Origin of the sequence: Mycobacterium sp. 1423905.2 (assembly GCF_001673155.1) — a bacterium.
Lineage (GTDB): Bacteria > Actinomycetota > Actinomycetes > Mycobacteriales > Mycobacteriaceae > Mycobacterium.
The window spans coordinates 65,130-90,431 of sequence record NZ_LZLE01000325.1; the positions used below are offsets into that span (position 1 = coordinate 65,130).

Sequence of the window (25,302 nt, forward strand, 5' to 3'; positions counted from 1 at the left end):
CGTCACAGCGCCACTTACTGCATCCTCAGCACGAAGCCGACGCCGCGCACGGTGTGCAGCAGCCGGGGCCCGCCGTTGGCCTCCAGCTTGCGCCGCAGGTAACCGATGAACACGTCGACGACGTTGGTGTCGGCGGCGAAGTCATAGCCCCACACCAGTTCCAGCAGCTGAGCGCGGGACAGCACTGCGGTCTTGTGCTCGGCCAGCACGGCGAGCAGGTCGAATTCCCGCTTGGTCAGGTCGACGTCGACGCCGTTGACGCGGGCCCGCCGGCCGGGGATGTCGACCTCCAGCGGCCCCACGGTGATCGTCTCCGACGACGACGTCGCGGTGGCGCCGCGGCGGCGCAGCAGCGCCTTGACGCGGGCGACCAGCTCGGCCAGCACGAAGGGCTTGACCAGATAATCGTCGGCACCGGCCTCCAAGCCGGCCACCCGGTCGTCGACCGAGCTGCGCGCCGAGAGCACGCAGACCGGTACGTCGTTGTCCATCGCGCGCAGCGCCGTGACCACGCTGACGCCGTCGAGTACCGGCATGTTGATGTCCAGCACGATCGCATCGGGCCGGGTCTCGGTGGCGCTGCGCAGCGCCTCGGCACCGTCGACCGCGGTCGACACCTCGAATCCAGACAGGCGCAAGCCGCGCTCCAGTGAGGCGAGCACATCGGAGTCGTCGTCAACCACCAAGACCCGAGGTGAGTTCACACCAGTGTCCATGCCGCCCATCTTGCCTGATTGTGGGCGAGGTCGGTGGGAGGATCACCGCTGGGCCGCCGACTGATGCCCCCCTTCCCGCGAGCAGACGCAAAATCGCACTGTTCTGCCGAGATTCGTGCGACTTTGCGTCTGCTCGCGGTGGTGGCGGTTGAGCGCGCGGTCATGCTCAGCGGAACACCAAACCGCTTAAGCGCCAGGCTAATTGGCGTTGGACGGCGGGAATGTGGGCGGCCGCTCGTAGCGCCGAGTTGCGGATCGGGCGCACCGGGCGGGGCAGCGTCGAGATGCGGGTCAGCCGCCCGGTCAATCTGAGCACCTGCTGTGCGCGTGCGCGCTGGGTGGCGCCGTAGGCGTCCAGCGCCGTATCGGCACCGCCGCGCACCACGTCGGTGAGGGCGTCGGCCAGCGAGAGCGCATCGGTGATGCCCAGATTCATGCCTTGACCACCCGCCGGGCTGTGCACATGGGCGGCGTCACCGGCGAGGATCAGCCGCCCGCTTCGGTAGCGGTCGGCGACGCGGTGTTGAATCCGGAACCGCGATCCCCAGAGCAATTCGGTGACCACAGTGCGGCCGGGCCCGAAGCCCCGTTCGTCGAGCAGCTGCTGGACGAACGGGGTGGTCGGCTCGCGCGGAGCGTCTGCGGCCGGTGCGACGACGCGGAAGACGCCGTCGGGCAGGGGCGCCAGCACCGTCAAGCCGTCCGGCCCATAGAAGAGGATCACTTCCTCGCTCGGCGCCACCCCGGTGACCCGGACGTCGGCAAGCGCGAAAGACTCGGCGAATTCTCCGCCGGCGAACCCGATGCCGGCGTGTTCGCGCACCGTACTGTGCATGCCGTCGGCTCCGACGACGTAACTGGCAGAAAGGGTTTCGCCGTCATCGAAAGTGGCGGTGACGCCGTCTGCGTGCTGGGTGAGCGCAGTGACGCTTCTGGGGCGGAGGGGCCGGCCGCCGAGCTCGCTGAGCCGTTGCGCCAAGATTCGTTCGGTCTCGGCCTGCGAGATCATCAGCGTGTAGGGGTATTTGGTCGGCAACCCGCTGAAGTCGATAGGGATCAAGATGCGTTCCCGTTGCCGCATCGAGAACCGGGGTGCCATCAGCCCGTCTTTGACCAGTCGCCACGACACGTCGAGTTCTTCGAGCACTTCCAGCGTGCGGGCGTTGACGGCGGCAGCGCGGGAGGTGTTGGCGCCGGCCGGGAGCTGGTCGACGAGCACCGCGTCCACCCCTCGGGTGATTAAGGCGGCGGTCAGGGTGAGGCCGGTGGGTCCGGCCCCGACGACCAGTACCTCGGTGTCATTCATGGCTCGCTCCTTCCTGCGGCCTACGTCAACGCTTGTTGACATAGCTCCAGAGTGGCGCTGCGGGGGCGGGTTGTCAACGCTTGTTGGCCTACAATCGTTGACATGCGGCGGACATCTGCGGAAACCAAGGCGGCGATCCTGGCGGCGGCGCGCGAGCGGTTCGGGACGGCCGGTTTCCACGGGGCGACCATTCGGTCGATCGCCGCCGACGCCGGGGTGGATCCGGCGATGGTGATGCGCTACTACGGCAACAAGGACCAGTTATTCGCCGCCGCGGCGGACTTCGACCTGCAGTTCCCCGACCTGTCCGCGGTCGATCCCGGTCAACTCGGGCGGTCGCTGGTTCGCCATTTTTTCGACCGTTGGGAAGGCGACGACGCGCTGGTCATCCTGCTGCGCTCCAGTGCCACCAATGCCGCTGCGGCGCAACGGATGCGGGAGATTTTCGGCGAACAGCTGCAACCGTTGATCGCGTCTGTGGTGCCTGCCGCCGAGGCGCCGCGGCGCGCCGGGTTGATCGCCACCCAGATCCTCGGACTGGCGTTGTGCCGCTTCGTTCTTGCCCTGCCGCCGATCGCCGACATGGCGCGTGAGGACGTCGTCGAGTCGGTGGGTCCGACCATCGAGCGTTACCTCGGCACGGACGGGGCTCAGGCGTCGGCGGGCAACCCGATGCGGCGATAGCGCCGCAACCGCGCGGCAAGTCGTTCGGCGGCCGGCATCTCGCGCAGCGCGTGCACCTCAGTGGCGATCGCGGTCGCCAGTCGCTGTGAGAATTCGACCGGCTCATCGGCGGCATCGCCATGTTCGGGCACCACGGCGTCGACGATGCCCGATCGCAACAAGTCGGCTGACCGAATGCCCTGCGCGGCAGCCAGTTCCGGTGCGTGATCGAGGTCGCGGAAGACAATCGCGCTGGCCCCCTCCGGCGGTAACGGCGCCAACCATCCGTGCAGCGCGGCCAGCACCCGGTCGGCGGGCACCATGGCCAGTGCCGGTCCGCCGCTGCCCTGGCCCAGCAATACCGACACCGTCGGGGTGTCGAGGGTAACCAATTCGGCCAAACACTGGGCGATCTGGCCCGCCAGTCCACCCTGCTCGGCTTCGGCCGACAGCGCCGGGCCGGCGGTGTCGATCACCAGGACTAGCGGCAGCTGTAGCTCGGCGGCCAGCGCCATGCCGCGTCGGGCCTCCCGTAGCGACGCGGGCCCGACGATTCCCCCGACCACACGTTGCTGCCCGAGCACCACCACCGGCTGACCGGCGAACCTGGCCAGCGCCAGCATCGTCGTCGCGGCCTCGCCGAAGCTGGTGTCGGACAACAACACTCGGTCGGTGGCGCCGTGCCGCAACAGATGCCCGACACCAGGCCGGTCGGGGCGCCGCGAGGCCAGCACCGAGTCCCAGGCGGGTACATCGGGCACCGGTTCTGGCCGTTGCGGCGGGGGCGGTGGGTCCGGTTCGTCGGAGATGACCCGCAGCGCCCGGTCGACCATCGGCCGCAGCCCCTCCAACGCGACCACACCGTCGATCACCCCGTACCGCTGCAGGTTCTCCGCGGTCTGGACTCCGGCGGGGAACGGTTCGCCGTAGAGCAGTTGGTAGACCCGGGGGCCCAGGAAGCCGATCAGGGCGCCCGGTTCGGCCACCGTGAGGTGGCCCAACGAGCCCCAGGAGGCGAATACTCCGCCGGTGGTGGGGTTGCGCAGATAGACCAGGTAGGGCAGGTGTGCCTGCTTGTGCAGCCGGACGGCCGCGGCGATCTTCACCATCTGCAGGAACGCGACCGTGCCCTCCTGCATGCGGGTACCACCGGAGCTGGGCGAGGCCAGCAGCGGCAGCCGTTCGGCGGTGGCCCGCTGCACCGCCGCGGTGATCCGTTCCGCGGCCGCCACCCCGATCGAACCGCCCAGGAAGCTGAATTCGCACACCACCACCGCGACGCGGCGGCCGAACACCCGCCCCTCCCCGGTCAGCACCGATTCGTCCAGGCCGCTGGCCGCTCGGGCGTCGGCCAATTCGCAGGCATAGGACTCCGAGATGGGCAGCGCGAGCGGTTCGTCATCCCAGCTGACGAAGGAACCCTCGTCGAGCACCGCATCGCGCAGTTGATCGGTCGTGATACGACTCACCCAACGAGGCTATATATCCTGGCCCCCATGATCGGTGTCACCCAGACCGAAGCCGTGCTGACCATTGAGTTACAGCGGCCCGAGCGGCGTAACGCGCTGAACTCCCAGCTGGTCGAGGACCTGCGCGAGGCCGTGCTGAAGGCCGGCGACGGGGAGATCCGCGCCATCGTGTTGACCGGCCAGGGCAGCGTCTTCTGCGCCGGTGCGGACCTCAGCGGCGACGCGTTCGCCGCCGACTATCCCGACCGGCTGGTCGAGCTGCACAAGGTTCTCGACGCGGCGCCGATTCCCATCGTCGGCGCCATCAACGGCCCGGCCATCGGCGCTGGCTTGCAGCTGGCCATGCAGTGTGACCTGCGGGTGGTCTCACCGGACGCCTTCTTCCAATTCCCGACATCGAAGTACGGGCTGGCCCTGGACAACTGGAGCATCCGGCGACTGAGCTCGCTGGTCGGCCACGGCCGGGCGCGGGCAATGCTGCTGGCCGCGGAGAAGCTGAGCGCCGAGGTGGCGCTGCAGACCGGGATGGCCAACCGGATCGGCACCTTGGCCGACGCGCAGGCCTGGGCCGCCGAGATTGCCGGCCTGGCCCCGCTGGCCATCCAGCACGCCAAGCGGGTGCTCAACGACGACGGCTCCATCGAGGAAGCCTGGCCGGTGCACAAAGAGCTTTTCGACAAGGCCTGGGGCAGCCAGGATGTTATCGAGGCACAGGTCGCCCGCATCGAGAAGCGACCGCCGCGATTCCAGGGGGCATAAGACTATGACGCGCCGAGCGCTCCGACTGGCGGCCGGCACGGCCTCCTTGGCGGCCGGCAGCTGGGTATTGCGGGCGCTGCACGGTACGCCGTCGGCGCTGGGCGCTGACCCGACGGCCATCCGGGCGGTTTCGGAGGGGTCGCCCAATTACCACGACGGTGTCTTCGAAAACGTCGAACCGGCGTCGATGATCAACATGGACGCTGAGCAGCTGCGGCTGATCGCGTGGGAGTTCATGGGTTCCCGGGGCGCCAGCCGGCCGGCGGCACCGATTCCGCTGGCCGCCCCGGAGATCTACCAGGGCGAGCCGACCCCGCTGGCGGTCAGCTGGTTCGGCCATTCCACGGCGCTGCTGGAGATCGACGGTTACCGCATCCTGACCGACCCGGTGTGGAGCAACCGATGCTCGCCGTCGGACATCGTCGGCCCGCAACGGCTGCATCCGCCCCCGGTCCAACTGGAAGGCCTGCCGGCCATCGACGCGGTGGTCATCAGCCATGACCACTACGACCATCTCGACATCGACACTGTCGCCGCGTTGGTTCGCACGCAACGGGCCCCGTTCTTCGTGCCGCTCGGGGTAGGCGCGCACCTGCGCGCCTGGGGCGTGCCCGAACACCGGATCGTCGAGCTCGACTGGAACCAGAGCGGCACGCTGCACGAGCTGACCATCGTCTGTGTGCCGGCGCGGCACTTTTCCGGCCGGTTCCTGAGCCGCAACAACACCTTGTGGGCATCGTGGGCGTTCGTCGGGCCCAGCCATCGCGCCTACTTCGGCGGCGACACCGGCTATACCAAGAGCTTCGCCGAGATTGGCGCCGACCACGGTCCGTTCGATGTGACCCTGATGCCGGTCGGCGCCTACAACACGGCCTGGCCGGACATTCACATGAATCCCGAAGAGGCGGTTCGCGCCCACCTGGATGTCACCGACGGCGGCCTCCTGGTGCCGGTGCACTGGGGCACCTTCCGGCTGGCCCCGCACCCCTGGGCCGAGCCGATCGAGCGGGTGCTCGAAGCGGCCGAGCCCGCCGGTGTTCAGGTGGCCGTGCCCATGCCCGGGCAGCGGATCGACCCGACCGGGCCGCTGCGATTCCACCCGTGGTGGCGGCTCTGAATCCGTAGCGCGCCAGGCTAGTGTGCGGGCCATGACCAAACGTGCGGCCAAAGCCGCCATCGTGGCCCTCGTGCTGGCCCTCGTGGGTTGCAATCCGGCGCGACCGGTTGCCAACCCGCCGGCGTCGTCGTCGACACTTCCACCCGGTGAAGTGTCAGCGGTGGACATCCCGGAAAGCCGCATCAACGACGCCATCGCCAAGGTCGACGGCCTCGTCGCTGACCTGATGAAGAACAGCGGCATCCCCGGCATGGCCGTCGCCGTCGTCCATGGTGGAAAGACCGTGTACGCCAAAGGGTTTGGAGTCAAGGACGTCGCCAAAGGCGACGCCGCGGGCAACAAGGTCGACCCAGACACCGTCTTCCAGTTGGCATCGCTGTCCAAGTCGGTCGGCGCCAGCGTGATCGCCCATCAGGTGACCGATAAGGCCATTACCTGGGACACCCCCGTTGCCGCCAAGCTGCCCTCGTTCGCGCTCAGCGACCCCTACGTCACCAGTCATGTCACCGTCGCCGACCTCTATTCGCACCGCTCCGGGCTGCCCGACCACGCCGGTGACCCGTTGGAGGACCTGGGCTACGACCGCCAGCAGGTGTTGGGCAGCCTCAAGCTGCTTCCCCTGGCGCCGTTTCGAATCACTTACGCCTACACCAACTTCGGCGTGACTGCGGCGGCCGAGGCGGTTGCCGCCGCGGCCGGCAAATCATGGGAGGACCTCTCCGACGAGGTGCTCTATCGGCCGATGGGCATGGCGTCGACCAGTTCGAGATTCGCCGACTTCATCGCCAGGCCCAATCACGCCGTCAACCATGTCAAAGTCGGCGACAAGTGGGAGGCACGCTTCCAACGTGATCCCGACGCCCAGTCACCCGCCGGTGGGGTCAGCTCGTCGATCAACGACATGGCGCGCTGGCTGACCATGGTGTCGGCCAACGGCACCTACAACGGTCAGCGGATCGCGTCGCCGGAAGCACTGTTGCCCGCCTACACCCCGCAGATCGTGTCCAGCCCGCCGAAGACGCCGAAGGACCGCGCCGGCTTCTACGGACACGGCTTCGACGTGTCGGTCACCTCCTCGGGACGCACCCAGTACAGCCACTCCGGCGCGTTCGAGCTCGGTGCGGCAACGAACTTCGTGGTCTTGCCGTCCGCAGACCTGGCCATCATCGCGCTGACCAACGCCGCCCCCGTCGGGGTACCGGAGACGCTGACGGCCGACTTCATGGACCTCGTGCAGTACGGGCAGGTCCGAGAGGACTGGGCGACGCTGTACAAGAATGCGTTCGCCGCGATGAGCGCGCCACAGGGCGCGCTGGTCGGCAAGCAGCCCCCGGCGAATCCCGCGCCGGCGCGCCCTCTTGCCGACTACGTCGGCGTCTACGCCAACGACTACTGGGGCCCGGCCACCGTCACCGATCATGATGGCCGACTGCAATTGGCGCTGGGTCCGAAGAACTTCACGGTCGATCTGACCCACTGGGACGGTGACACGTTCACCTTCGGCTTGTCCACCGAGAACGCCCCGCCGGGAACAATCTCCCAAGCCGTATTCTCCGGCGCCACGCTGAACCTCGAATACTACGACGACAACAAGCTCGGGACCTTCACCCGATGACTACCGGGCTGACCGATGCGCAGGTGGCGCAACGGGTTTCGGAGGGCAAGACCAACAACGTCCCCGACCGCGCCACCCGCAGCATCGCGCATATCGTCCGGGCCAACGTCTTCACCCGAATCAACGCCATCCTCGGTGTGCTGCTGATCATCGTGCTGGTCACGGGCTCGGTCATCAACGGGCTGTTCGGCTTACTCATCATCGCCAACAGCATCATCGGCATGGTCCAGGAAATCCGGGCCAAACAAACCCTGGACAAGCTGGCGATCGTCGGCCAAGCAAAGCCCATGGTGCGCAGGCAATCCGGCGTGCAGCTGTTGTCGCCCGACGAGGTTGTGCTCGACGACATCATCGAACTCGGGCCGGGCGATCAAATCGTCGTCGACGGCGAGGTCGTCGAGGAAGAGAACCTAGAGGTGGACGAGTCCCTGTTGACCGGGGAGGCCGACCCGATCGCCAAAGACGCCGGTGATCCGGTGATGTCGGGCAGTTTCGTGGTCGCGGGGACCGGCGCCTACCGCGCCACCAAGGTGGGCGGCCAGGCTTATGCGGCCCAGCTCGCCGCCGAGGCCGCCAAGTTCACCTTGGTGAAATCCGAACTGCGCAACGGCATCAACAGAATTCTGCAGTTCGTCACCTACCTGTTGATCCCCGCTGGTCTGCTCACCATCTACACCCAGCTGTTCACCACCAAAGCGGGCTGGCGAGACTCGGTGCTGCGCATGGTCGGCGCGCTGGTGCCGATGGTGCCCGAAGGTCTGGTGTTGATGACCTCGATCGCGTTCGCGGTCGGGGTCATCCGCCTCGGTCAACGCCGCTGCCTGGTCCAGGAATTGCCGGCCATCGAGGGGTTGGCCCGGGTCGACGTGGTGTGCGCGGACAAGACGGGCACCTTGACCGAAAGCGGCATGCGGGTCGCCGACATCCAGCCACTGCAGTCCGACGTTCAGGCGGCCGACGCCCTCGCCGCGCTGGCCGCCGCGGACACCCGCCCCAACGCCAGCATGCGAGCCATCGCCGAAGCCTACGACTCGCCGCCCGGTTGGACCCCCACTGCCACCCGGCCATTCAAGTCCGCGACCAAGTGGAGCGGTGTGTCGTTCGGTGCCCACGGCAACTGGGTCATCGGCGCACCCGATGTACTGCTCGACCCCGACTCCGCCGCCGCCGAACAGGCCGATGAAATCGGGCGACAGGGCCTGCGGGTACTGCTGCTGGGCGCAAGCGATCTGGCCGTGGACCATCCCGACGCGCCCGGCAACCTCACCCCGGTCGCGCTGGTGGTCCTCGAGCAGAAAGTGCGTCCCGACGCCCGCGACACCATCGAATATTTCGCCGCACAAGGTGTTTCGGTCAAGGTGATCTCCGGCGACAACGCGGTGTCGGTCGGTGCGGTCGCCGACAAACTCGGTCTGCACGGACACACCATGGACGCTCGCCAATTGCCCACGGGCCCACCCGAACTGGCCGACGCGCTGGATTCCTACACCACCTTCGGCCGGGTCCGGCCGGACCAGAAACGGGCCATCGTGCACGCGCTGCAATCACATGGCCACAACGTCGCCATGACCGGCGACGGCGTGAACGACGTGCTGGCTCTCAAGGACGCCGACATCGGTGTCGCCATGGGCGCGGGCAGCCCGGCGTCGCGAGCGGTGGCGCAGATCGTGTTGCTGGACAACAAGTTCGCCACACTGCCGTATGTCGTCGGTGAGGGGAGGCGGGTCATCGGCAACATCGAGCGCGTCGCCAACCTGTTCCTCACCAAGACGGTCTATTCAGCGCTGTTGGCGCTGCTGGTGGGCTTGGAATGCTTACTGGCCAAGCCGTTGGGCGCCGATCCGCTGCTCTACCCGTTCCAGCCCATCCACGTCACCATCGCCGCCTGGTTCACTATCGGCATCCCGTCGTTCATCCTGTCGCTGGCCCCCAACAACGAGCGCGCCTACCCGGGCTTCGTGCGGCGGGTGCTGACCTCAGCCCTGCCGTCCGGACTGATCGTCGGCGTCGCCACGTTCATCTCCTACCTGACGGCCTACCACGGCCGCCACGCGACTTGGGCGGAGCAGGACCAAGCCTCGACGGCGGCGCTGATCACTTTGCTGATGACAGCGTTGTGGGTGCTCGCGGTGGTGGCCCGGCCCTACCAGTGGTGGCGGCTGGGCCTGGTCGCCGCCTCAGCGCTGGCCTACCTGCTGATCTTCTCCCTGCCGCTGGCCCGGGAGAAGTTCTTCCTGGACCCGTCGAATCTGACCGTCACCTCGACCGCGTTGGGGATCGGGGTGCTCGGGGCGGCCATGATCGAGGCCACCTGGTGGATCCGGGCGAGGATGCTGGGCGTTCAACCGCGGTTGTGGCGCGACTAGCGCCGCTTAGTAAGGTTTCACCAGCACAAGGGCTCGTTATGGACAGGCCGAGCCCGGGGGAAGGACGGTACCCGCATGGGATTCGTGGACAAGGCCAAAGACCTGCTGGCCCAAAACGCCGACAAGGTCGAGACCGCAATCAGCAAAGCCGGCGAGTTCGTCGACGAAAAGACTCAAGGCAAGTACACCGACACCATCCACAAGGTGCAGGAACAAGCCAGGAAAGTCGTCGACACCGGCGAACAGCAGAGCTGAGCACATGGCGAAACTTTCTGGATCCATCGACGTCCCACTGCCGCCGGAGGAGGCGTGGCAGCACGCCTCCGACCTGTCCCGCTACAAGGAGTGGCTGACCATCCATAAGGTGTGGCGCAGTCCGCTGCCCGACACCATCGACAAGGGCACGGTGGTCGAGTCCTACGTCGAAGTCAAAGGCATGCCCAACCGCATCAAGTGGACGGTGGTGCGATACAAGCCGCCGGAAGGCATGACGCTCAACGGCGACGGGGTCGGCGGGGTGAAGGTCAAGCTGATGGCCAAGGTGGCCCCGAAGGGCGACGGTTCGGTGGTCAGCTTCGACGTGCACCTCGGCGGTCCGGCGCTGTTCGGTCCCATCGGCATGGTGGTGGCGGCGGCGCTGAAGACCGACATCCGGGAGTCGATGCAGAACTTCCTGGCGGTTTTCGCCGGTTCGGAGCGCAAGCCGTCGGTGTGAGGCGATGAGTTTGGCCCCCGTGGCCAGTCGGTATAGCTGAACCCCGCTTGGGGAGCCGACTACACGAGGAGGTCATCGTGCCCATCCGTACCCGCGCGCCGCTGGGCGCTCCTTGCTGGATCGACCTGACGACATCGGACATCGACCGCGCCCAAGACTTCTACGGCACCGTCTTCGGGTGGGCCTTCGAGTCCGCCGGACCTGAATACGGCGGCTACGTGAACGCCGCCAAGGACGGGCACCCCGTCGCCGGGCTGATGGCCAACCGGCCGGAGTTCGGATACCCCGACCGGTGGGCCACCTATTTCCGCACGGACGACATCGATGCGACGTTCGCCAAGGTCGGCCCGGCCGGAGGGGCGCAGTGCGTCGCCCCGATGGAGATCCCGGCCAAGGGCTTCATGGCCGTGGCCACCGATCCCTCGGGCGCAGATTTCGGCATGTGGCAGCCGCTGGAACACCGCGGTTACGAGATCATCGGTGAGGCCGGCGCACCGGTGTGGCACCAACTGACCACCAGCGATTACCGCGCCGCCGTCGACTTCTACCGCGCGGTGTTCGACTGGCGCACCGAGCAGGTGGGCGACACCGACGAGTTTCGTTACACCACAGCTTCATTCGGCGACGAACAGTTGCTCGGCGTGATGGACGGAGCGGCAATGCTCGGTGCGAAGACGCCATCACAGTGGAGCATCTTCTTCGGTGCCCACGACGTGGACAAGGCGCTGCAGTTGATCACCGACCACGGCGGCGCTGTGCTGCGTGGCGCCGAGGACACCCCATATGGGCGTCTGGCCGCGGCCAGCGACCCCACGGGCGTCGTCTTCAACCTGTCGTCGCTGCAGCAGGGCTAGCCGTCCGGGTCGAGCACGAAGTCGTCGTCGTCGAAACCGGGCACCACGACACAACTGACCAGGCTGGGCGCCTCGTCACGCGGTCGGGCGCGCTGCCAGTGGCCGGCCGGCACCAAGATTTGCGGCCGTTCGCCGGCGAGGATGTCACCGCCCAGCACATGGGTTGTGGCGTCGTGCTTTTCGGCCCGGGTCTCGAGCAGCACCGGACTGCCGCGATGGTGCAGCCACAACTCCTGACCGCGCACGCTGTGCCATGCCGATCGTTCACCCGGCATCAGTAGGTGCAAGATCGCCGAGGCGGCATGGCGCTGGCCGGGATAGCCGGGCGGCAAGCCGGCCCGCTCGACGATCAGATCGCTGCTCCACGTCCGGCGGAACCAGCCGCCTTCGGGATGCGGAGCCAGATCCAGCCCGCGTGCCCACTCGGGGAGTTCGGCCATCGCTGCTCCACCTCTCGATCGGACTGCTCGCTGCTGCGCGTGCCGAGCGCACGCAGCCGCACCACCCTATTAACCTCGCACCTATGAGTCGCCGCTTGCGCCCCGGCTGGTTGGTGGCCTGCTGCGCCCTGGTGTTGGCCGTCAGCACCTGGCTGCCCTGGCTGACGACGCAGGTCAACGGCGGCGGTTGGGCCAACGCCATCGGAGGCACCCACGGCAGTCTGGTGTTACCCCGCGGCTTCGGTGCTGGTCAGCTCATCGTCTTGCTGTCCTCGTCGCTGATCGTGGCCGGCGCAATGGTGGGCCGCGGGTTGTCGGTCAAGCTTTCTTCGGTTGCGGCGCTGGTGGTTTCGCTGCTCATCGGCGCGCTGACGGTGTGGTACTACCGGGTCAACGTCAAGCCACCCGTCTTGGCCGAGTACGGGCTCTATGTCGGCGCCGCCAGTGCCGGGTGCGCGCTGGTGTGCTCGCTGTGGGCGTTGACCGCGGCGCTGGCCGGTGGTCGTCGCTGACGGTTCAGGCCGACGGAAACTCGTGCTTCCCGGAGTCGGCGCCGTGGCTGGGTTCGCTCTCGCCGTACACGAACGGGGCGAACACCACTTCGCGGCCGTCGGGGTCGCGATAGGTGACGGCGCCCAACGCCTCCCAATAGGGATGCTGCGACACGGGTTGAGCCGCCGCCTCGCGTAGCCGCGCCGTCGCGGCCTGTTGAGCCCGCTCGTCGGGGAAGTACAGGCACAGTTGCTCGTGGTGATCCACCGCGACGGGCTCGACCGCCTCGACGATCTCCATGGTCAAGTTGGAGCTGGGCAGGCCGAAGATGGCGCCGTTGCTACCGTAGCTTTCCTCGAACGTCTCATAGAGGGGCAGCCCGACCAATTCGCGGTAGAACCGCACCGTTTCGGCGAAGTTGGCGGAGCGGCGGGCGAAGCGGATGGCGCCGATGGGCGCCAGTTGCTCGGGCCACTGTGTTGTCCGCCGTCGCATCTCATCTCCCATCACCCGGCCTGTATTTTGGCAGTCCGCTACTCGTACTTTCCCTGCATATTTACCGGCTCGGTGAGCCTCACAGTCCGACCGCGCCCGCCGCGGTGTCCGCGCTGTGCCAGCGGCGCAGCTCGGCACCGGCCACCCAGGCCGAATGCGTGCCTGACGAAATACGTTCGGGCAGACGCAGTTTGCATACCGGGCCGTCGAGCAGCCGGGCCGCATCGAAGACCAGGCAGTAGGAGGCGTCGTCATTCATGTCGGTGGTCAGGGTGACCAGATACCCGTCGTCTTCGGCGCTGCCGCCCACCCGCGGAGCCATTGCGGTTTCGCTGCCGTACACGCCGTCGCCCAATGCGTAGTGCTCCTGGACTCCGGTGCGCAGGTCGTGCTTGACCAAGCCGTCGAACAAGAACCACCCCGGCTTGCCGGTGGCGGCATAGGCGTAGCGGTAGGAGCGGGCGGCGTAATCGGCGTTGATGGTCCCGAATTCGGTGATGGAATCCGACAGCGGTTCTTCTTTCACCGCGCCGGTGACCAGGTTGAGCCGCCAGCGATGCAGCCGAGCTTGCAGTCGGTCCAACGCCAGGAACCGGAAAAGCTTGTCCCACTTGCCGCCACCGGTGTCCAGCGGCTGGGGGTCGGCTTCGAAGAAGCCGTCGAGGACGATCTCGTCGCCGTCCTCATAGGCGTTGGTGAAGTGCAGCACGAACGTCGGGTCGGCCTCGAACCAGCGGATGTCGGCGGTCGACCCGCGCCGCGGAATCACCGCGAACCGCGACGGCAGGTCGGGGTAGAACCGCGGCAGATGCACGTCGTGTTCCAGCAGACGCGGATCCCAGAACAACGGAAAGTCGTTGAGGATGGCGTAGTTTGCGGTGAACGCCATGTCGTGCGGCAGTCGCGGGCCAGGGAGTGGGATGTCGACGTAATGAGCGAGGTCGTTGTTATCGTCGACGACGCCGTAGCGCAGGTACGGCTCTTGCTTGCTGTAGCTGAAGAACAACAGCTCACCAGTTGTGTTGTCCACCTTGGGATGTGCTGAGACACCCCAGTCGGTGGGGAAGTGGCCGTTCCAACTTTCCTTGCCCAGTGTGTTGGCCGAGTACGGGTCCAGGCGATAGAGGTCGCCGCACTGGTAGAAACTGGTCAAGGCGATGCCACGGTGGACGACGACGTCGGTGCTCGACGCATCCTTCATCACAGTTCTTGCGCCCCAACCCTTGTCGCGTCTGGCGAGCTGCACCGGTTCGGCCAGGCCGGGCCATAACGGCTGGCCGGCGTCGTTTTCGGCCAGAAATCCGTCGGTGCGGACAAACCGGTTGCGATAAAACGCTTTCCCGTCGCGGAATCCGACCACGTGCAGCATACCGTCGCCGTCGAAGGGGTGGTAAGTCTTCAACGCGGGGTGCAGCGGGTTCTCGGTGTTGCGCAGGTAGATGCCGTCCAAGTCGCGCGGGATGTCACCGGCCACGACGGTGAGGTCGTCGGCGTCCCACTCGGTGGTTTGCGGCCGCCACGGACCGGTCCGGTAGGGATGGTCGTCGTCTTCGGGCAGCGTGGACAGGAACTTGCCGACGATCTCGACGTCCATCCGCTCACCGGCCTTCGGTTGTGGCGACCACGAAACTGACCGTGGTGGCGGTGCTGCCGCCGAAGTTCAGCGTCGCGAAGGTCCGGGCGCCCTCGACTTGGTATTCACCGGCGTCGCCGCTGACTTGCTTGGCCGCGTCGAGCAGCATGCGCACACCGGACGCACCCACCGGATGTCCGCCCCCGATCAACCCGCCGCTGGGGTTGATCGGCAACCGGCCGCCGATCTCGATTTCGCCGTTCTCGATGGCCTTCCACGATTCGCCCGGCCCGGTCAGGCCGATGTGGTCGATGGCCAGGTATTCGCTGGGGGTGAAGCAGTCGTGCACCTCGAACCCGTCAACCCCGTCCAGGCTCAGCCGCGCCCGGCGTAGCGCGTCCAAGACCGCCGCCCGTACGTGCGGCAGCACATATGGGTCGTCAGCGGAGCGGTTCAGCTTCTGCTCCAAGCCGAGCCCGACGGTGCGGTGTCCCCAGCCGTCGATGCGGCCTACCGCGCGCGCCCGCGGGTGCGCCCGCAAATACGCGTCGTTGACCAGAACCACCCCGGCCCCGCCGTCGGTCATCTGACTGCAGTCGAACCTGCGCAGCCTGCCTTCCGTGACGGGATTGGTCGCGTCGTCGTCGGTGATGGGGTCGGGGACGGTCCAGCCGCGGGTTTGCGCGTTGGGGTTGCGGCGGGCATTGGCGAAGTTGAGCTGTGCGATGGCCCTCAGGTGGGTGTCGTCCAGGCCGTAGCGTTGGTCGTATTCGTCGGCCACCTGAGAGAACATCGACGGCCACAGGTATCGCGCGTGCGCCCCTTCATGCCCGGTCCACGCCGCCGCGCCCAGATGTTGGGCGGCAACGTCACCCGGGACGGTTTTTTCCAGTTCGACGCCGACGACCAGCGCGCAGTCGTAGGCACCCGAGCGCAGATCAGCGATTGCGGCCAGGATTGCGACGCTACCCGAGGCGCACGCCGCTTCGTGCCGCGAGGCCGGAGTGTCCCATAGGCCCTCGCACACGGTGGCCGGCATGGCGCCCAAGTGGCCCTGCCGGGCGAACATTTCGCCGAAGGCGTTGGCCACATGGACGACTTCCACCTGGGCGGCGTCCACCCGGGCCGCGCTCAGCGTCCCGGTGACCACTTCCTCGGTCAGACCGGCGAAATCGCGGTCCTCTCTGGCGAGGTTGCGGGCGAAATCGCTCTGGTAGCCGCCGAGAATCCATACGCCAGCCGCGCCGTCCATACGCGGCACGGTACTCCGCTGCGGCAACCCGCTCCGGCGGAGTTGCGGAACCGGCCAGATATAGGCGGTCCCGTCGGCTCTCGGGCTGAACCGACGGGACCTGAGTGGACGTATAGGCCGGCCGATACGCCCACCTCCGCTTGATCATTACCGCCATTGGCACGGAACAAACATTTCTCCTGCGCGGTCGGCATCCCGAGGACCCGTGGTGCGCTTGACGTGCCGCAACGAAACTTGTGTCAGGTGCCAACCATCAACTGGCGGTTAGTCGTGGGTGAGTGCCAACATATTTGGCGCCAGGACGTCGCTGAGCGCCCGCCACGGCACCGTGATGACCGGCAGCCCGTGCCCGAATTGGTAGTCACCGAAATGCAGTTCCATGCCGGCCGACGTCGGGATCCAGTTGGCGAAGTTGGCCGCGACTGGCTGATTTCCCGGCTCGTCGGGCATCGGGGTGTGATCGCCGCCATAGGTTTGGGGAAAGATCGTTTTGGTCTGTTCGGAGAGGCGGTTCAGGCCGCGTTGCTCGTCGGTGAACAGGTCGCCGAGGGTGATCGGTTTGGCGGTGCGGCTGTCGATGACGACGGTGCTCACATAGTTCGTCGGGTGCGCGGCCTGTTTGGCCGAGTACACACCGGTGATCAGTTGGGTGACGGCGGCCGCGCGAAACGTGACGGTCGGCGTCGACTCGAAGGACCACTCCCGGTCGGGTGCGGCGTCGGTGCGAGCGTGGTCGAGTTGGTCGCGCGCCGACGCGGTGCTGGCCTGGTTGAACGCGTCGGCGACGGCGGGATCGCCCCCGGAAAGTTGGCCGTACCGAGCGTTCCACCGGCCGCGGTGGTCATCGCTGGTCCCGGTGATCGATGCCGTTGCGACGCGGTAAGTCTGGCCGTTGGCGACGCCGGAGTCGGGCTGCGCCTCGGTAGTTGTGGTCGCTGCCGAGGTGGTCGGCGCAGACGTTGGCGTCGTGGTCGACGTGTGCTGCGGCGCCGACCCACACGCGCTGGCCAACGCGGCCACGACCGCAACCACGACGGCGAGGTCCCGTGCGATCAAAGTGCGGCCGTTGCGTCGGCGTCGTAGGACTGTTGGGCCCAAGTGCGGAATTCCATGATTGCCCCTTCGCCTTGTGCCAGCTTGGGGCGGTCGCGGTAAATCTTGTTCTCCCAGATCGGGATGTCCTGCTCGATCTGTTTGCAAAAGTCTCGCGCGAATCCCTTTCCCATGCGAGTCATCTCACCAGTGTCAGGATCAACAGCGACGAAGAAGGTATAGCGGGCTTCGACGTACTCGCCGTCGATCGGAGTGACGGTCAGGATGGTGCACGACCGGCCCAGTCCGCGGTGGCGCACCACATCGACTCCCATCCCGAATAATTCGGAGTCCACTGCCCCGGACACCGGTCCTCGGGGCGTTTCGAAGTTCACCTCGGCCACCGCGCGGAACAGATGCCCGTCCTTCTCGACGTCGAGCGCGCCGAAGGCCGATACGCCGTGAACCGTCGCGAAATGCGCGATGTCGACTGTGTTTTCGAAGACCTCCTGGGGGTGCGAGCGGAAGGTCCACCGGGCGTCGTCCGGAGCGTAGAAAGTGAAGGCGGCGTCGTCGCTTTCGGGAATCTTGGGCAGCTCCCATTCCGGGGGGTCCCCGCGCGGGGAGTGCCAGACGAAGATGATGCCGGCGCGCTCTACTGTGGGCCAGGACCGCAGCTTGGCAGTGGGGTTGGGACGCTTGGTGTATGGGATGTCGACGTTGGCGCCGTGGCCGTCGAACGTCCAACCGTGAAAAGGGCACACGACACAGTCATCACGCACCGAGCCGCCGACGCTGATGTCGGCGCCCAAGTGGGGGCAGTACGCGTCCAGCACGTGCGCGGTGCCCGAGGAGCCGCGGTAGCACACCAGTCGTCGGCCGAAGTAGTGCAGCCCGACGACGTCACCCTCGTTGACCTCGTAACTGTAGGCCACCTGGAACCACCCTTTCGGGTAGTCCGCGAAAGGGAACCGACGTGCTGGCATGGCGCCACCTCTCCAAAGGCGCTAATTTACCAATCATAGCAAGGTAAGGGTTGGCGGTCGCCGCCGTCACACAGCCCGTGGTGCCCCCGGCAGGATTCGAACCTGCGACACCGGCTTTAGGAGAGCCGTGCTCTATCCCCTGAGCTACGAGGGCGGACGGGCTGAGCTTACCGGGGCGAGGGCTCAGCGCAGTTCGGCGATCACTTTGGCGAAGTTGTCGATGTGGTTGTCCTGCACAGTGAAGTGGGTCACCCCGTACTTCTCCCGGAACCCGGCCAGCTTGTCGGCCATGTCGCGGGGGGATCCGCTCAGCACCGAGGGCATGGCCAGCAGCTCCTCCTCGGACAGGTCGGGTGCATTGCGGCGCGTCAACGACAAGTCGGGCAGGCCTTCCCCGGGCCGGGGCACCGCAGTGATCACCAGGTCGAGTTCGAGCGCGTCGAACCGGTCACCCGCCGCGTTGCGGACGAAATCGATTCGCTCGGCCAACGGGTCGTCGACATCGCGGACGCGAGCGCCGGTGAGCCCGACGGTGTCGGCGAGACGGGCGGCCAGCGTCAACAGCCGGTCGCCGTTGCCGGCGATCATCAGCGGCAACCGTGGGTGATGCTCACGCAGATAGGTGGTCATGTGTTCGAGGTAGTCGACGCGTGCCCCGGCGCTGGGATACGGCAGCTCGGCGGCCTCGAACTCCTCGCGGACGTATCCGGCTCCCAAGCCGACCTCCAAGCGATCCTCACTCAGCATTTCCAGCGCGGCGATGTCTCGGCTCAGCAGCGCCGGCTTGTAGAAGGCGGCATTGAGCACATACATGCTCAGCCGTAGCCTTTCGGTGACCATGGCCACCGCAGTCAGCGTGGGAAACGGTGCCGCCGCCCCCAAATGATCCGGAACACAGAGGATGTCGAAGCCAACATCCTCTGCTCGCTTCGCGATGTCCACCAGCGCCTGGCGGGACTTGAAGTAGCGGACACTCAGACTGAAGCGAAAATCCTTGACCACCAATGACCTCCGTTAGCTATCCGATGAGATTTGCCATGCCCGGGCGGCGGCCACCAAACCCCGCACCAGATCGGCGGTGACGGGCGACAAGCCGTCGGCCCCGGGTAAAGGACTGCGCGGACTCAGCCCCCTGACTCGAACGGGCAATTCCAGCTGTGTTCCGCCGCCACGCACCCGATTGACCGGATTGTCGGGATGCAGGCCGCGCAGTTCCGGCGGGATGGCCTCCAGATCCGTGACCACCTGATAGCCGGTCAGCTCGATGTGTCGGGCCACGTGGGTGGCCAGCGCGCGGTTGCGGCCACCCGCCAACAGCTGTGTGCTGCGCCCGATTCGACCGTATCCGTGCAGTGAGACGACCACGTCGACGTGGTCGAGGAATGTTGCGAGCTTTGCGGACTCGGCGGGGTCGAAGCGCGCGGACGGGAGATGATGCGGGTACTGGTCGGGGTGGCGCACCAGGTACAGGCTGGCATCCGTCGCGTCGGCCGCGCACTTGGCGATGACGTCGGTCATCTGTTCCAGACCGCCGCCATGGATCGCCAGAAATCCGAAGCGGGAACGCAATTGGCTTTCCTCGACCACGCCCGGTTCCTGCAAGAGCGCCGAAAGTGATTGTGGCGCAGCGGGGGAAGTCGACCGCGACTGCTGACCGGGCCAACGGGACGGGTCCCAGCGGTGCAGATAGTCGATCCAACGTTGCGGTAGCCCATGCTGGACGGCCCCGTCGATCACCCGCGGCAAATAGTTGGGCCGGGGCGGCCCAGGAGTCACGCGAGGATCGATATACACCCAGGCTGGGGACGGCCCGTCATCGGTGCGGACGGTCAATCGGTCGCGCCGGTAACGCACCGGCACCCCTTCGGCGCTGTCCAGCTTGGTCAGGTCTTGGTCGGAAAGCTGCCACAGCACCCCGTGTACTTGGCTGCCGGCGAACGGTTCGACGGTGGCCACGCCGCGCTCGTTGATCAGCCAGTCGTGATCGGGGAGCACCGCCCGACGCGGATCACCGGCGTCGGGACAACGCTTCGCCATCTGCTGCGCACATAGGTTGGACCCATACGCGAAGTAGGCGTGCCGGCGCGCCGGCATTCAGGCTCGCCGGCGCGAATTGTTCTGCAGCAAGCTGACTCCCCGCGCACTGGACGACGACAACACTGCCATCCTGCCGTACCCGCTTTGCCGCGCGCCAGACTAGCCGGCGACGGTGAGATAGATGAGCACGGCGTTGAGCAGGCTGATCACCACCGCCACCACCCAGCCAATGGCCGTGGTGGCGCGATGGTTGGTGTCGCTGCCCATGACGTCGGGATTGCTGGTGAGCCGCACCAGCGGCAACACCGCGAACGGTATCCCGAAGGACAACACCACCTGCGAGAGCACCAGAGTGCGGGTGGGATCGAACCCCAGGGTCAACAGCAACACGGCCGGAATCAACGTGACCAGGCGGCGCACCACCATCGGCACCGACCAGTGCAGCAACCCCTGCATGATCATGGCCCCGGCATAAGCACCCACCGAGGAGGATGCCAAGCCCGACGCCAGCAAGCCGACGGCGAACAGAATCGCGATGGTCGCGCCCAAGGTGTCGTGCACGGCGGCATACGCGCCTTCGATCGAGGCGACGTCGCCGCGGCCCCGCATGTGCAGCGCCGCCACCAGCAGCATGGCGGCATTGACCCCGCCGGCCATCACCATCGCCAGGCCCACGTCCCAGCGGGTGACATTCAGCAGCCGTCGCCGCAGTGGGCCGGGGGCGGGTTGTCCGTGGCGGTCGCGGGCCAGGCCGGAGTGCAAGTACACCGCGTGCGGCATGACGGTGGCGCCCAGGATCGCCGCCGCCAACAGGACGCTCTCGCTTCCGTCGAACCGAGGGACGAGGCCGCCGAGAACGGCATCCGGGGGAGGAGTGGCGACAAAGAAGCTGGCGGTGAAGCCGACGGCAATCACCAGCAACAAGCCGGTGATGACGCGTTCGAAGAGGCGTTGGCCGCGACGGTCCTGCACCGACAGCAGCAGCATCGACACAAAGCCGGTGACGATTCCGCCGACCGGCAGTGGTAAGTGGAACAGAATTCGTAGCGCGATGGCGCCGCCGATCACCTCGGCCACATCGGTCGACATGGCGACGATTTCGGCTTGGGCCCAGTAGGCCAGGCGGGCCGGGCGGCCCATTCGCTGTCCAATCGCCTCGGGCAAGGAGTGGCCGGTCACCAAGCCGAGCTTGGCGGACAAGTACTGGACCAGACCTGCCATCACGTTGGCCGCGACGATCACCCACAGCAGCAGGTACCCGAATTGGGTGCCGGAACTGACGTTGGCCGCGACGTTGCCGGGGTCGACGTAGGCGATCGCCGCTACGAACGCGGGGCCGAGCAGATACCAGCTCGCGTTCCGCCCGGTCTGGGTGTCCTGCGCCAACTCGCCCTTTCCTTATCCGAGTCATCGAATCGAAAAGTGAGGGTAGCCGAAACCGTAGGGCATCGGCCACCGGTGCGGACGCCACAACGCCCCCAGTTGTTCACACCGGTCTCTCGGCCGAATGTTGCGCTTTTTGCCCGCCTCCTCGCGACAGCCAGCGTTGTCGCCAGAATGCGGACAAATGCCACACAATTTTCTCCTTGGGGTCCCTCCTTGGGGCGCCTGTGACTAATACCCGATTGACGAGGGTTAACCCCCCGCTACGCGGCGCTGATACTGCCGCCGCCGTCGACGCGAATGATCTGACCGGTGAGGTAGCCGGCGTCGTCGTCTAACAGCAGGCAGATCACATGGGCGATCTCCGCGGGCGTCCCGACCCGGCGCATCGGAATGCCCGCGAGCATGCGCGCTTCGCGTTCGGAGCCGGCCGGGCTGCGCTGCCGGTACATCTCCGTCTCGATCGGGCCCGGTGCGACGGCGTTGACGGTCACACCGGTGGCCGCGAGCTCACCGGCCCAGATGCGCGTGCACGTCTCGAGTGCCGCCTTGGCGGCGGCGTACGGGGTGCGCTCCGCGGTGCCCAGGGTGGTCAGGCTGGAGACGTTGACGATGCGGCCCCAGCCTGCTGCGACCATGCCCGGCAGCACCGCCTGTACCACCTGCACCGCCGTGCGCACGTTCATGTCATAGGTCAGGAACAGATCGTCGAGGTCGATTGACCCGATGCGGCCGAACCGAGCAAAACCGACATTGTTCACCGCCGCATCCACTCGCCCCTCGTCGACGATCGTGGCCAGCGTTTCGGCGGTCGCCGCCCGGTCGGCGAGGTCTACCGGATAGAACGGGCCGGGGAAGTCCGCCGGTGCCGAGCGGGCCAGTCCAATCGGTTCGTGGCCGGCAGCGGCGAGTCGGTCGGCGACCGCACGACCGATACCCTTCGATGCTCCCGTGATCAGGATTCGTCGCTTCGTCATGCCTCCAGTGTCGAGCGGACGAACCGTCACGGGGCATTGGGCATCGGCCGTCTATCGCACAGATAGCGACACACCCGTTAACCGGCGTGGTAGAGGCCCCGCCCGGTCACCAATGGCAGTTCGAGCGTGGTCCGAATGCCGGGTTCGGCGGCGACCACCGCGGGAATGGCGTTCACGACCCGCATGGCGGTGGCGACCAAACCGGCATGGTTGTGGTCACCCCGGCGGCTGCTCAGGCAGATGTCCATGGCGTAGGAGGGTTCACCGGTTATCTCCACCCGGTACGAACCTCCCGGCTGGGCGGGTTGTGGCCAGTCCGGACACAGGTCTTCGCGCAACCGGGTGACGTGCTCCAACACGACGGCGGGCCGGCCCTCGACCCATCCCTGTACCTCGAAGCGCAGTGCCGCGGCGCTGCCCTCGGGAATATGCCCGGCGGCGATGTCGAACGACTCGGGTGCGGGCACCCGAACGAAGTTGTCGGTGACCTTGTCGAGGGTCAGGCCCAGGCCCGCCGCGAGTTGGCGTACCACCGATCCCCACGCCAAGCTCAACACTCCCGGCTGCAGCAACATCGGCACATCGTCCATCGGCTTACCGAAGCCCATCACGTCGAACATGACTGCGGCACTGTCGTAGGTCGCGTAGTCCACGATCTCCATGCAGCGCACTTGCTCGATGCTCTGGCACGTGCCGGCCAACGCCAGGGGCAGCAGGTCGTTGGCGAAACCCGGATCGATCCCGTTGACATACAAGCTCGAATTGCCCTCCCGGGCAGCGTCTTCCAGCGGCTTGATCATCTCCTCGGGGATCACCTGCCACGGATACTGCAGGAACACCGGGCCACTGCCGACGACGTTGATTCCCGCGGCCAGGACGCGGCGGTAGTCTTCCAACGCCTCCGGCAGTCGGTTGTCGGCCAGCGCGTTGTACACCGCGCACTGTGGTCCGGTGGCCAGCACGGCGTCCAGGTCGGTGCTGGCCAGCACGCCCGTGGGCGCGCTGAGCCCGGCCAATTCGGCGGCATCCTTGCCGGCCTTGGCCTCCGACGACACCCACACGCCCGTGAGCTCAAAGTCAGGGTTGCTGATGAGCGCTCGCAGCGAGTGGATGCCTACGTTGCCGGTGCCGAGTTGCACGACGGGTATGGCCATTGCTGGCTCCTCACAGATCGGGGACGGGTATGTCCAGATTCGGGAAGGTGAGGCCGCCGTCGACCTCCAGGGTCTTGCCAGTTAAGAAGCTTCCGGCGGGCGAGGCCAAATACACTGCGGCAGCGGCGATATCGACGGGGTCGCCGAGGCGGCGCAGCGGGGTGGCCTTCTCCATCGGCGCACGCAGGTCGTCGTTGGACGCCACCACGTCGAGCGCGGAAGTCAGGATCGATCCTGGGGCGATAGCGTTCACCCTGATCCGCGGGCACAGATCCAGTGCGGTCAACCGGGTGTAGTGCGACAGCGCCGCCTTGGCGGTGCCGTAGGCGGCGAATCCTCGGCCGGCGAGTCGGCCCATCGTCGAGGTGATGTTGATGATGCTGCCCCCGCCGGAGTGCTCGAGCATCAAGGGCACCGCGGCCACGGTGAGCGCGTGTGCGGTGGCGACGTTGAAGGTGAACGCGTCCTTGAGGTCTTTGGTCGAGGTGGTCAACAAGGTGTTGGGCATGGTGCCGCCGACGTTGTTGACGACGACGTCTAGTCTGCCGAAGGCCTCGACCGCCTGACCGGCGAGGTCGGCCGTCGACTCGGGATGCGCAAGATCGGCGGCGATGACGTGGGCGCGACGGCCGGCCGCGCGTACCTGTTCAGCGACCTCTTCCAGCTGAGCCTGGGTGCGCGAAGCGATGACGACATCGGCACCTGCCTCGGCAAAAGCCAGAGCGATCGCGGCCCCCAGGCCGCGTCCCGCGCCGGTGATGACGGCGACCTGGTCGTCGAGGCGGAACCTGTCGAGGATCACGTAGGCCTCGTTTCAGTTATCGGCCGAGACCGCGACGAACCCCGCCGTCTCGGAGGGTGGGCATTTCTGTAACAGGTTCTAGTTTGGCATACGCGGCGTGAAATGTAACTGACCCGCCGAGTTCACCCGGTCAGCACCAGGTCCCCCTATATGTGGGAGCCAAGATCTGTTTGAATGCTCGGCAGTTGTCGAAAGTGACCGCCCGCAGCGGGCCGAGAAGTGCAGCAGCAACTGTTTCATCGGAGGTTACTTGTTGTTAATCTAGCCAGAGGGCTGGGAAGAAAACGAAAGTTTGGCGGGCCCGCCGCCCGCGGGTGGCGGCGTGGGTGTTTCATCTCTACCGTTAGGAACTGAATTGAAACTCAACCGATTTGGCGCCGCGCTCGGCGTTCTGGCTTCCAGTGCGCTGGTGTTGTCGGGATGCGGCAGTGACAACAACGCAAGCGGGGGCGGCGCGTCGAGCGGACAGTCCTCTGGCAACGTCAGTTGCGGCGGCAAAAAGACGCTCAAAGCCAGCGGGTCGACGGCCCAGGCAAACGCCATGACTCGCTTCGTCAAAGCATTTGAACAAGCCTGCCCGGGACAAACGTTGAATTACACCGGCAACGGCTCCGGTGCGGGCATCAGCGAATTCAACGGCAATCAAACCGATTTCGGTGGTTCTGACTCACCGCTGAGCCAGGCCGAGGCCGGCGCTGCCCAGCAGCGCTGCGGCGGCGCCCCGGCCTGGAACCTGCCGGTGGTGTTCGGCCCGATCGCGGTCACCTACAACATCAACGGCGTCACATCGCTGAACCTGGACGGTCCCACGCTGGCCAAGATCTTCAACGGTGCCATCACCACCTGGAACGACCCGGCGATTCAGGGCATCAACGCGGGCACCAACCTGCCCGCAACACCGATCCACGTCGTGTTCCGCAGCGACGAGTCCGGGACCACCGACAACTTCCAGCGTTACCTGGATGCCGCCTCCGACGGTGCGTGGGGCAAGGGCGCCGGAAAGGCGTTCAAGGGCGGTATCGGCGAGGGCGCGAAGGGCAACGACGGCACCTCGGCGGCCATCAAGAACACCGAAGGGTCGATCACCTACAACGAGTGG

Annotated in this window: 25 protein-coding genes and 1 tRNA gene; 10 read left to right on the forward strand and 16 right to left on the reverse strand. The window is 66.7% G+C overall.

Going from position 1 to position 25,302, the window contains the following annotated elements:
- Nucleotides 1-14: 14 nt before the first annotated feature.
- Together prrA and A9W95_RS22175 are read right to left on the reverse strand one after the other, a co-directional pair.
- Complete coding sequence (gene prrA / locus A9W95_RS22170) at nucleotides 15-725, reverse strand: two-component system response regulator PrrA (RefSeq protein ID WP_116645677.1); 711 nt, start codon at nucleotides 723-725, stop codon at nucleotides 15-17.
- 157 nt (nucleotides 726-882) lie between these two features.
- On the reverse strand, nucleotides 883-2,022 hold the full coding sequence (locus A9W95_RS22175) for an FAD-dependent monooxygenase (RefSeq protein ID WP_067417818.1): 1,140 nt from the start codon (nucleotides 2,020-2,022) through the stop codon (nucleotides 883-885).
- Between the two features lie 102 nt (nucleotides 2,023-2,124).
- Between A9W95_RS22175 and A9W95_RS22180 the strand changes: the two genes are divergently transcribed.
- Nucleotides 2,125-2,706, forward strand: a complete 582-nt coding sequence (locus A9W95_RS22180) for a TetR/AcrR family transcriptional regulator (protein WP_067417820.1) — start codon at nucleotides 2,125-2,127, stop codon at nucleotides 2,704-2,706.
- On the opposite strand, the gene A9W95_RS22185 is transcribed toward A9W95_RS22180, so the two are convergent.
- A complete protein-coding gene (locus A9W95_RS22185; protein ID WP_067417823.1) occupies nucleotides 2,673-4,154 on the reverse strand; it encodes a carboxyl transferase domain-containing protein in 1,482 nt (493 codons plus the stop codon). The genes A9W95_RS22180 and A9W95_RS22185 overlap by 34 nt on opposite strands.
- A 27-nt stretch (nucleotides 4,155-4,181) precedes the next feature.
- Between A9W95_RS22185 and A9W95_RS22190 the strand changes: the two genes are divergently transcribed.
- The 7 genes from A9W95_RS22190 (at nucleotide 4,182) to A9W95_RS22220 (ending at nucleotide 11,580) form a co-directional block, all read left to right on the forward strand.
- On the forward strand, nucleotides 4,182-4,913 hold the full coding sequence (locus A9W95_RS22190) for an enoyl-CoA hydratase (protein ID WP_067417826.1): 732 nt from the start codon (nucleotides 4,182-4,184) through the stop codon (nucleotides 4,911-4,913).
- A gap of 4 nt (nucleotides 4,914-4,917) precedes the next feature.
- Nucleotides 4,918-6,030, forward strand: coding sequence for an MBL fold metallo-hydrolase (locus tag A9W95_RS22195; RefSeq protein WP_067417828.1), 1,113 nt, complete (start codon nucleotides 4,918-4,920; stop codon nucleotides 6,028-6,030).
- Nucleotides 6,031-6,061: 31 nt separating this feature from the next.
- Nucleotides 6,062-7,645, forward strand: coding sequence for a serine hydrolase (locus A9W95_RS22200; RefSeq protein ID WP_067417831.1), 1,584 nt, complete (start codon nucleotides 6,062-6,064; stop codon nucleotides 7,643-7,645).
- Nucleotides 7,642-10,011 carry an HAD-IC family P-type ATPase gene (locus tag A9W95_RS22205; RefSeq protein ID WP_067417834.1) on the forward strand — a complete coding sequence of 790 codons (2,370 nt, stop codon included), beginning with the start codon at nucleotides 7,642-7,644 and terminating at the stop codon, nucleotides 10,009-10,011. Before A9W95_RS22200 ends, A9W95_RS22205 begins: the two co-directional genes overlap by 4 nt.
- Nucleotides 10,012-10,086: 75 nt before the next feature.
- The gene (locus tag A9W95_RS22210; RefSeq protein ID WP_067417837.1) at nucleotides 10,087-10,266 is read left to right on the forward strand and encodes an antitoxin; all 180 of its coding nucleotides are present in this window, start codon (nucleotides 10,087-10,089) and stop codon (nucleotides 10,264-10,266) included.
- Nucleotides 10,267-10,270: 4 nt separating this feature from the next.
- Nucleotides 10,271-10,726, forward strand: a complete 456-nt coding sequence (locus A9W95_RS22215; protein WP_067417840.1) for an SRPBCC family protein — start codon at nucleotides 10,271-10,273, stop codon at nucleotides 10,724-10,726.
- Between the two features lie 77 nt (nucleotides 10,727-10,803).
- Nucleotides 10,804-11,580 (forward strand): VOC family protein, encoded by a 777-nt coding sequence (locus A9W95_RS22220; RefSeq protein WP_067417929.1) that lies wholly within the window; start codon nucleotides 10,804-10,806, stop codon nucleotides 11,578-11,580.
- On the opposite strand, the gene A9W95_RS22225 is transcribed toward A9W95_RS22220, so the two are convergent.
- A complete protein-coding gene (locus A9W95_RS22225; protein ID WP_067417843.1) occupies nucleotides 11,577-12,020 on the reverse strand; it encodes a cupin domain-containing protein in 444 nt (147 codons plus the stop codon). The two genes, A9W95_RS22220 and A9W95_RS22225, sit on opposite strands and share 4 nt — an antisense overlap.
- An 83-nt stretch (nucleotides 12,021-12,103) precedes the next feature.
- Here A9W95_RS22225 and A9W95_RS22230 point away from each other — a divergent pair, with 83 nt between their 5' ends.
- Nucleotides 12,104-12,532: a hypothetical protein gene (locus tag A9W95_RS22230; RefSeq protein WP_067417846.1), complete on the forward strand. Its 429-nt coding sequence runs from the start codon at nucleotides 12,104-12,106 to the stop codon at nucleotides 12,530-12,532.
- Between the two features lie 4 nt (nucleotides 12,533-12,536).
- Here the strand turns inward: A9W95_RS22230 and A9W95_RS22235 are convergent, their stop codons facing one another.
- The 12 genes from A9W95_RS22235 to A9W95_RS22290 all read right to left on the reverse strand — a co-directional run bounded on the left by A9W95_RS22235 (nucleotide 12,537) and on the right by A9W95_RS22290 (nucleotide 24,203).
- Nucleotides 12,537-13,007: a VOC family protein gene (locus A9W95_RS22235; RefSeq protein WP_156746345.1), complete on the reverse strand. Its 471-nt coding sequence runs from the start codon at nucleotides 13,005-13,007 to the stop codon at nucleotides 12,537-12,539.
- Nucleotides 13,008-13,086: 79 nt separating this feature from the next.
- On the reverse strand, nucleotides 13,087-14,601 hold the full coding sequence (locus A9W95_RS22240) for a carotenoid oxygenase family protein (RefSeq protein WP_067417852.1): 1,515 nt from the start codon (nucleotides 14,599-14,601) through the stop codon (nucleotides 13,087-13,089).
- Between the two features lie 4 nt (nucleotides 14,602-14,605).
- The gene (locus A9W95_RS22245; RefSeq protein WP_067417854.1) at nucleotides 14,606-15,832 is read right to left on the reverse strand and encodes an acetyl-CoA acetyltransferase; all 1,227 of its coding nucleotides are present in this window, start codon (nucleotides 15,830-15,832) and stop codon (nucleotides 14,606-14,608) included.
- Nucleotides 15,833-16,096: 264 nt separating this feature from the next.
- The gene (locus A9W95_RS22250) at nucleotides 16,097-16,888 is read right to left on the reverse strand and encodes a DUF3298 domain-containing protein (protein ID WP_216638190.1); all 792 of its coding nucleotides are present in this window, start codon (nucleotides 16,886-16,888) and stop codon (nucleotides 16,097-16,099) included.
- The gene (locus A9W95_RS22255) at nucleotides 16,885-17,850 is read right to left on the reverse strand and encodes a Rieske 2Fe-2S domain-containing protein (protein ID WP_067417856.1); all 966 of its coding nucleotides are present in this window, start codon (nucleotides 17,848-17,850) and stop codon (nucleotides 16,885-16,887) included. Before A9W95_RS22255 ends, A9W95_RS22250 begins: the two co-directional genes overlap by 4 nt.
- A gap of 78 nt (nucleotides 17,851-17,928) precedes the next feature.
- Nucleotides 17,929-18,004, reverse strand: a tRNA-Arg gene (locus A9W95_RS22260).
- Nucleotides 18,005-18,033: 29 nt separating this feature from the next.
- Complete coding sequence (locus A9W95_RS22265) at nucleotides 18,034-18,852, reverse strand: LLM class F420-dependent oxidoreductase (protein ID WP_067417859.1); 819 nt, start codon at nucleotides 18,850-18,852, stop codon at nucleotides 18,034-18,036.
- A gap of 12 nt (nucleotides 18,853-18,864) precedes the next feature.
- Complete coding sequence (locus tag A9W95_RS22270) at nucleotides 18,865-19,944, reverse strand: poly-gamma-glutamate hydrolase family protein (protein ID WP_067417862.1); 1,080 nt, start codon at nucleotides 19,942-19,944, stop codon at nucleotides 18,865-18,867.
- 102 nt (nucleotides 19,945-20,046) lie between these two features.
- Entirely contained in the window at nucleotides 20,047-21,273 is a 1,227-nt protein-coding gene (locus tag A9W95_RS22275; protein ID WP_067417865.1) for an Nramp family divalent metal transporter, read from the reverse strand.
- Nucleotides 21,274-21,533: 260 nt separating this feature from the next.
- The gene (locus tag A9W95_RS22280) at nucleotides 21,534-22,247 is read right to left on the reverse strand and encodes an SDR family oxidoreductase (RefSeq protein ID WP_067417868.1); all 714 of its coding nucleotides are present in this window, start codon (nucleotides 22,245-22,247) and stop codon (nucleotides 21,534-21,536) included.
- 77 nt (nucleotides 22,248-22,324) lie between these two features.
- Entirely contained in the window at nucleotides 22,325-23,401 is a 1,077-nt protein-coding gene (locus A9W95_RS22285; protein ID WP_067417871.1) for a diacylglycerol kinase, read from the reverse strand.
- A 10-nt stretch (nucleotides 23,402-23,411) separates the two neighbouring features.
- The gene (locus A9W95_RS22290) at nucleotides 23,412-24,203 is read right to left on the reverse strand and encodes an SDR family oxidoreductase (protein WP_067417874.1); all 792 of its coding nucleotides are present in this window, start codon (nucleotides 24,201-24,203) and stop codon (nucleotides 23,412-23,414) included.
- Between the two features lie 355 nt (nucleotides 24,204-24,558).
- Between A9W95_RS22290 and pstS the strand changes: the two genes are divergently transcribed.
- Nucleotides 24,559-25,302 (forward strand): phosphate ABC transporter substrate-binding protein PstS (gene pstS, locus A9W95_RS22295; RefSeq protein ID WP_067417877.1); only part of this gene is annotated, 744 nt, incomplete at its 3' end.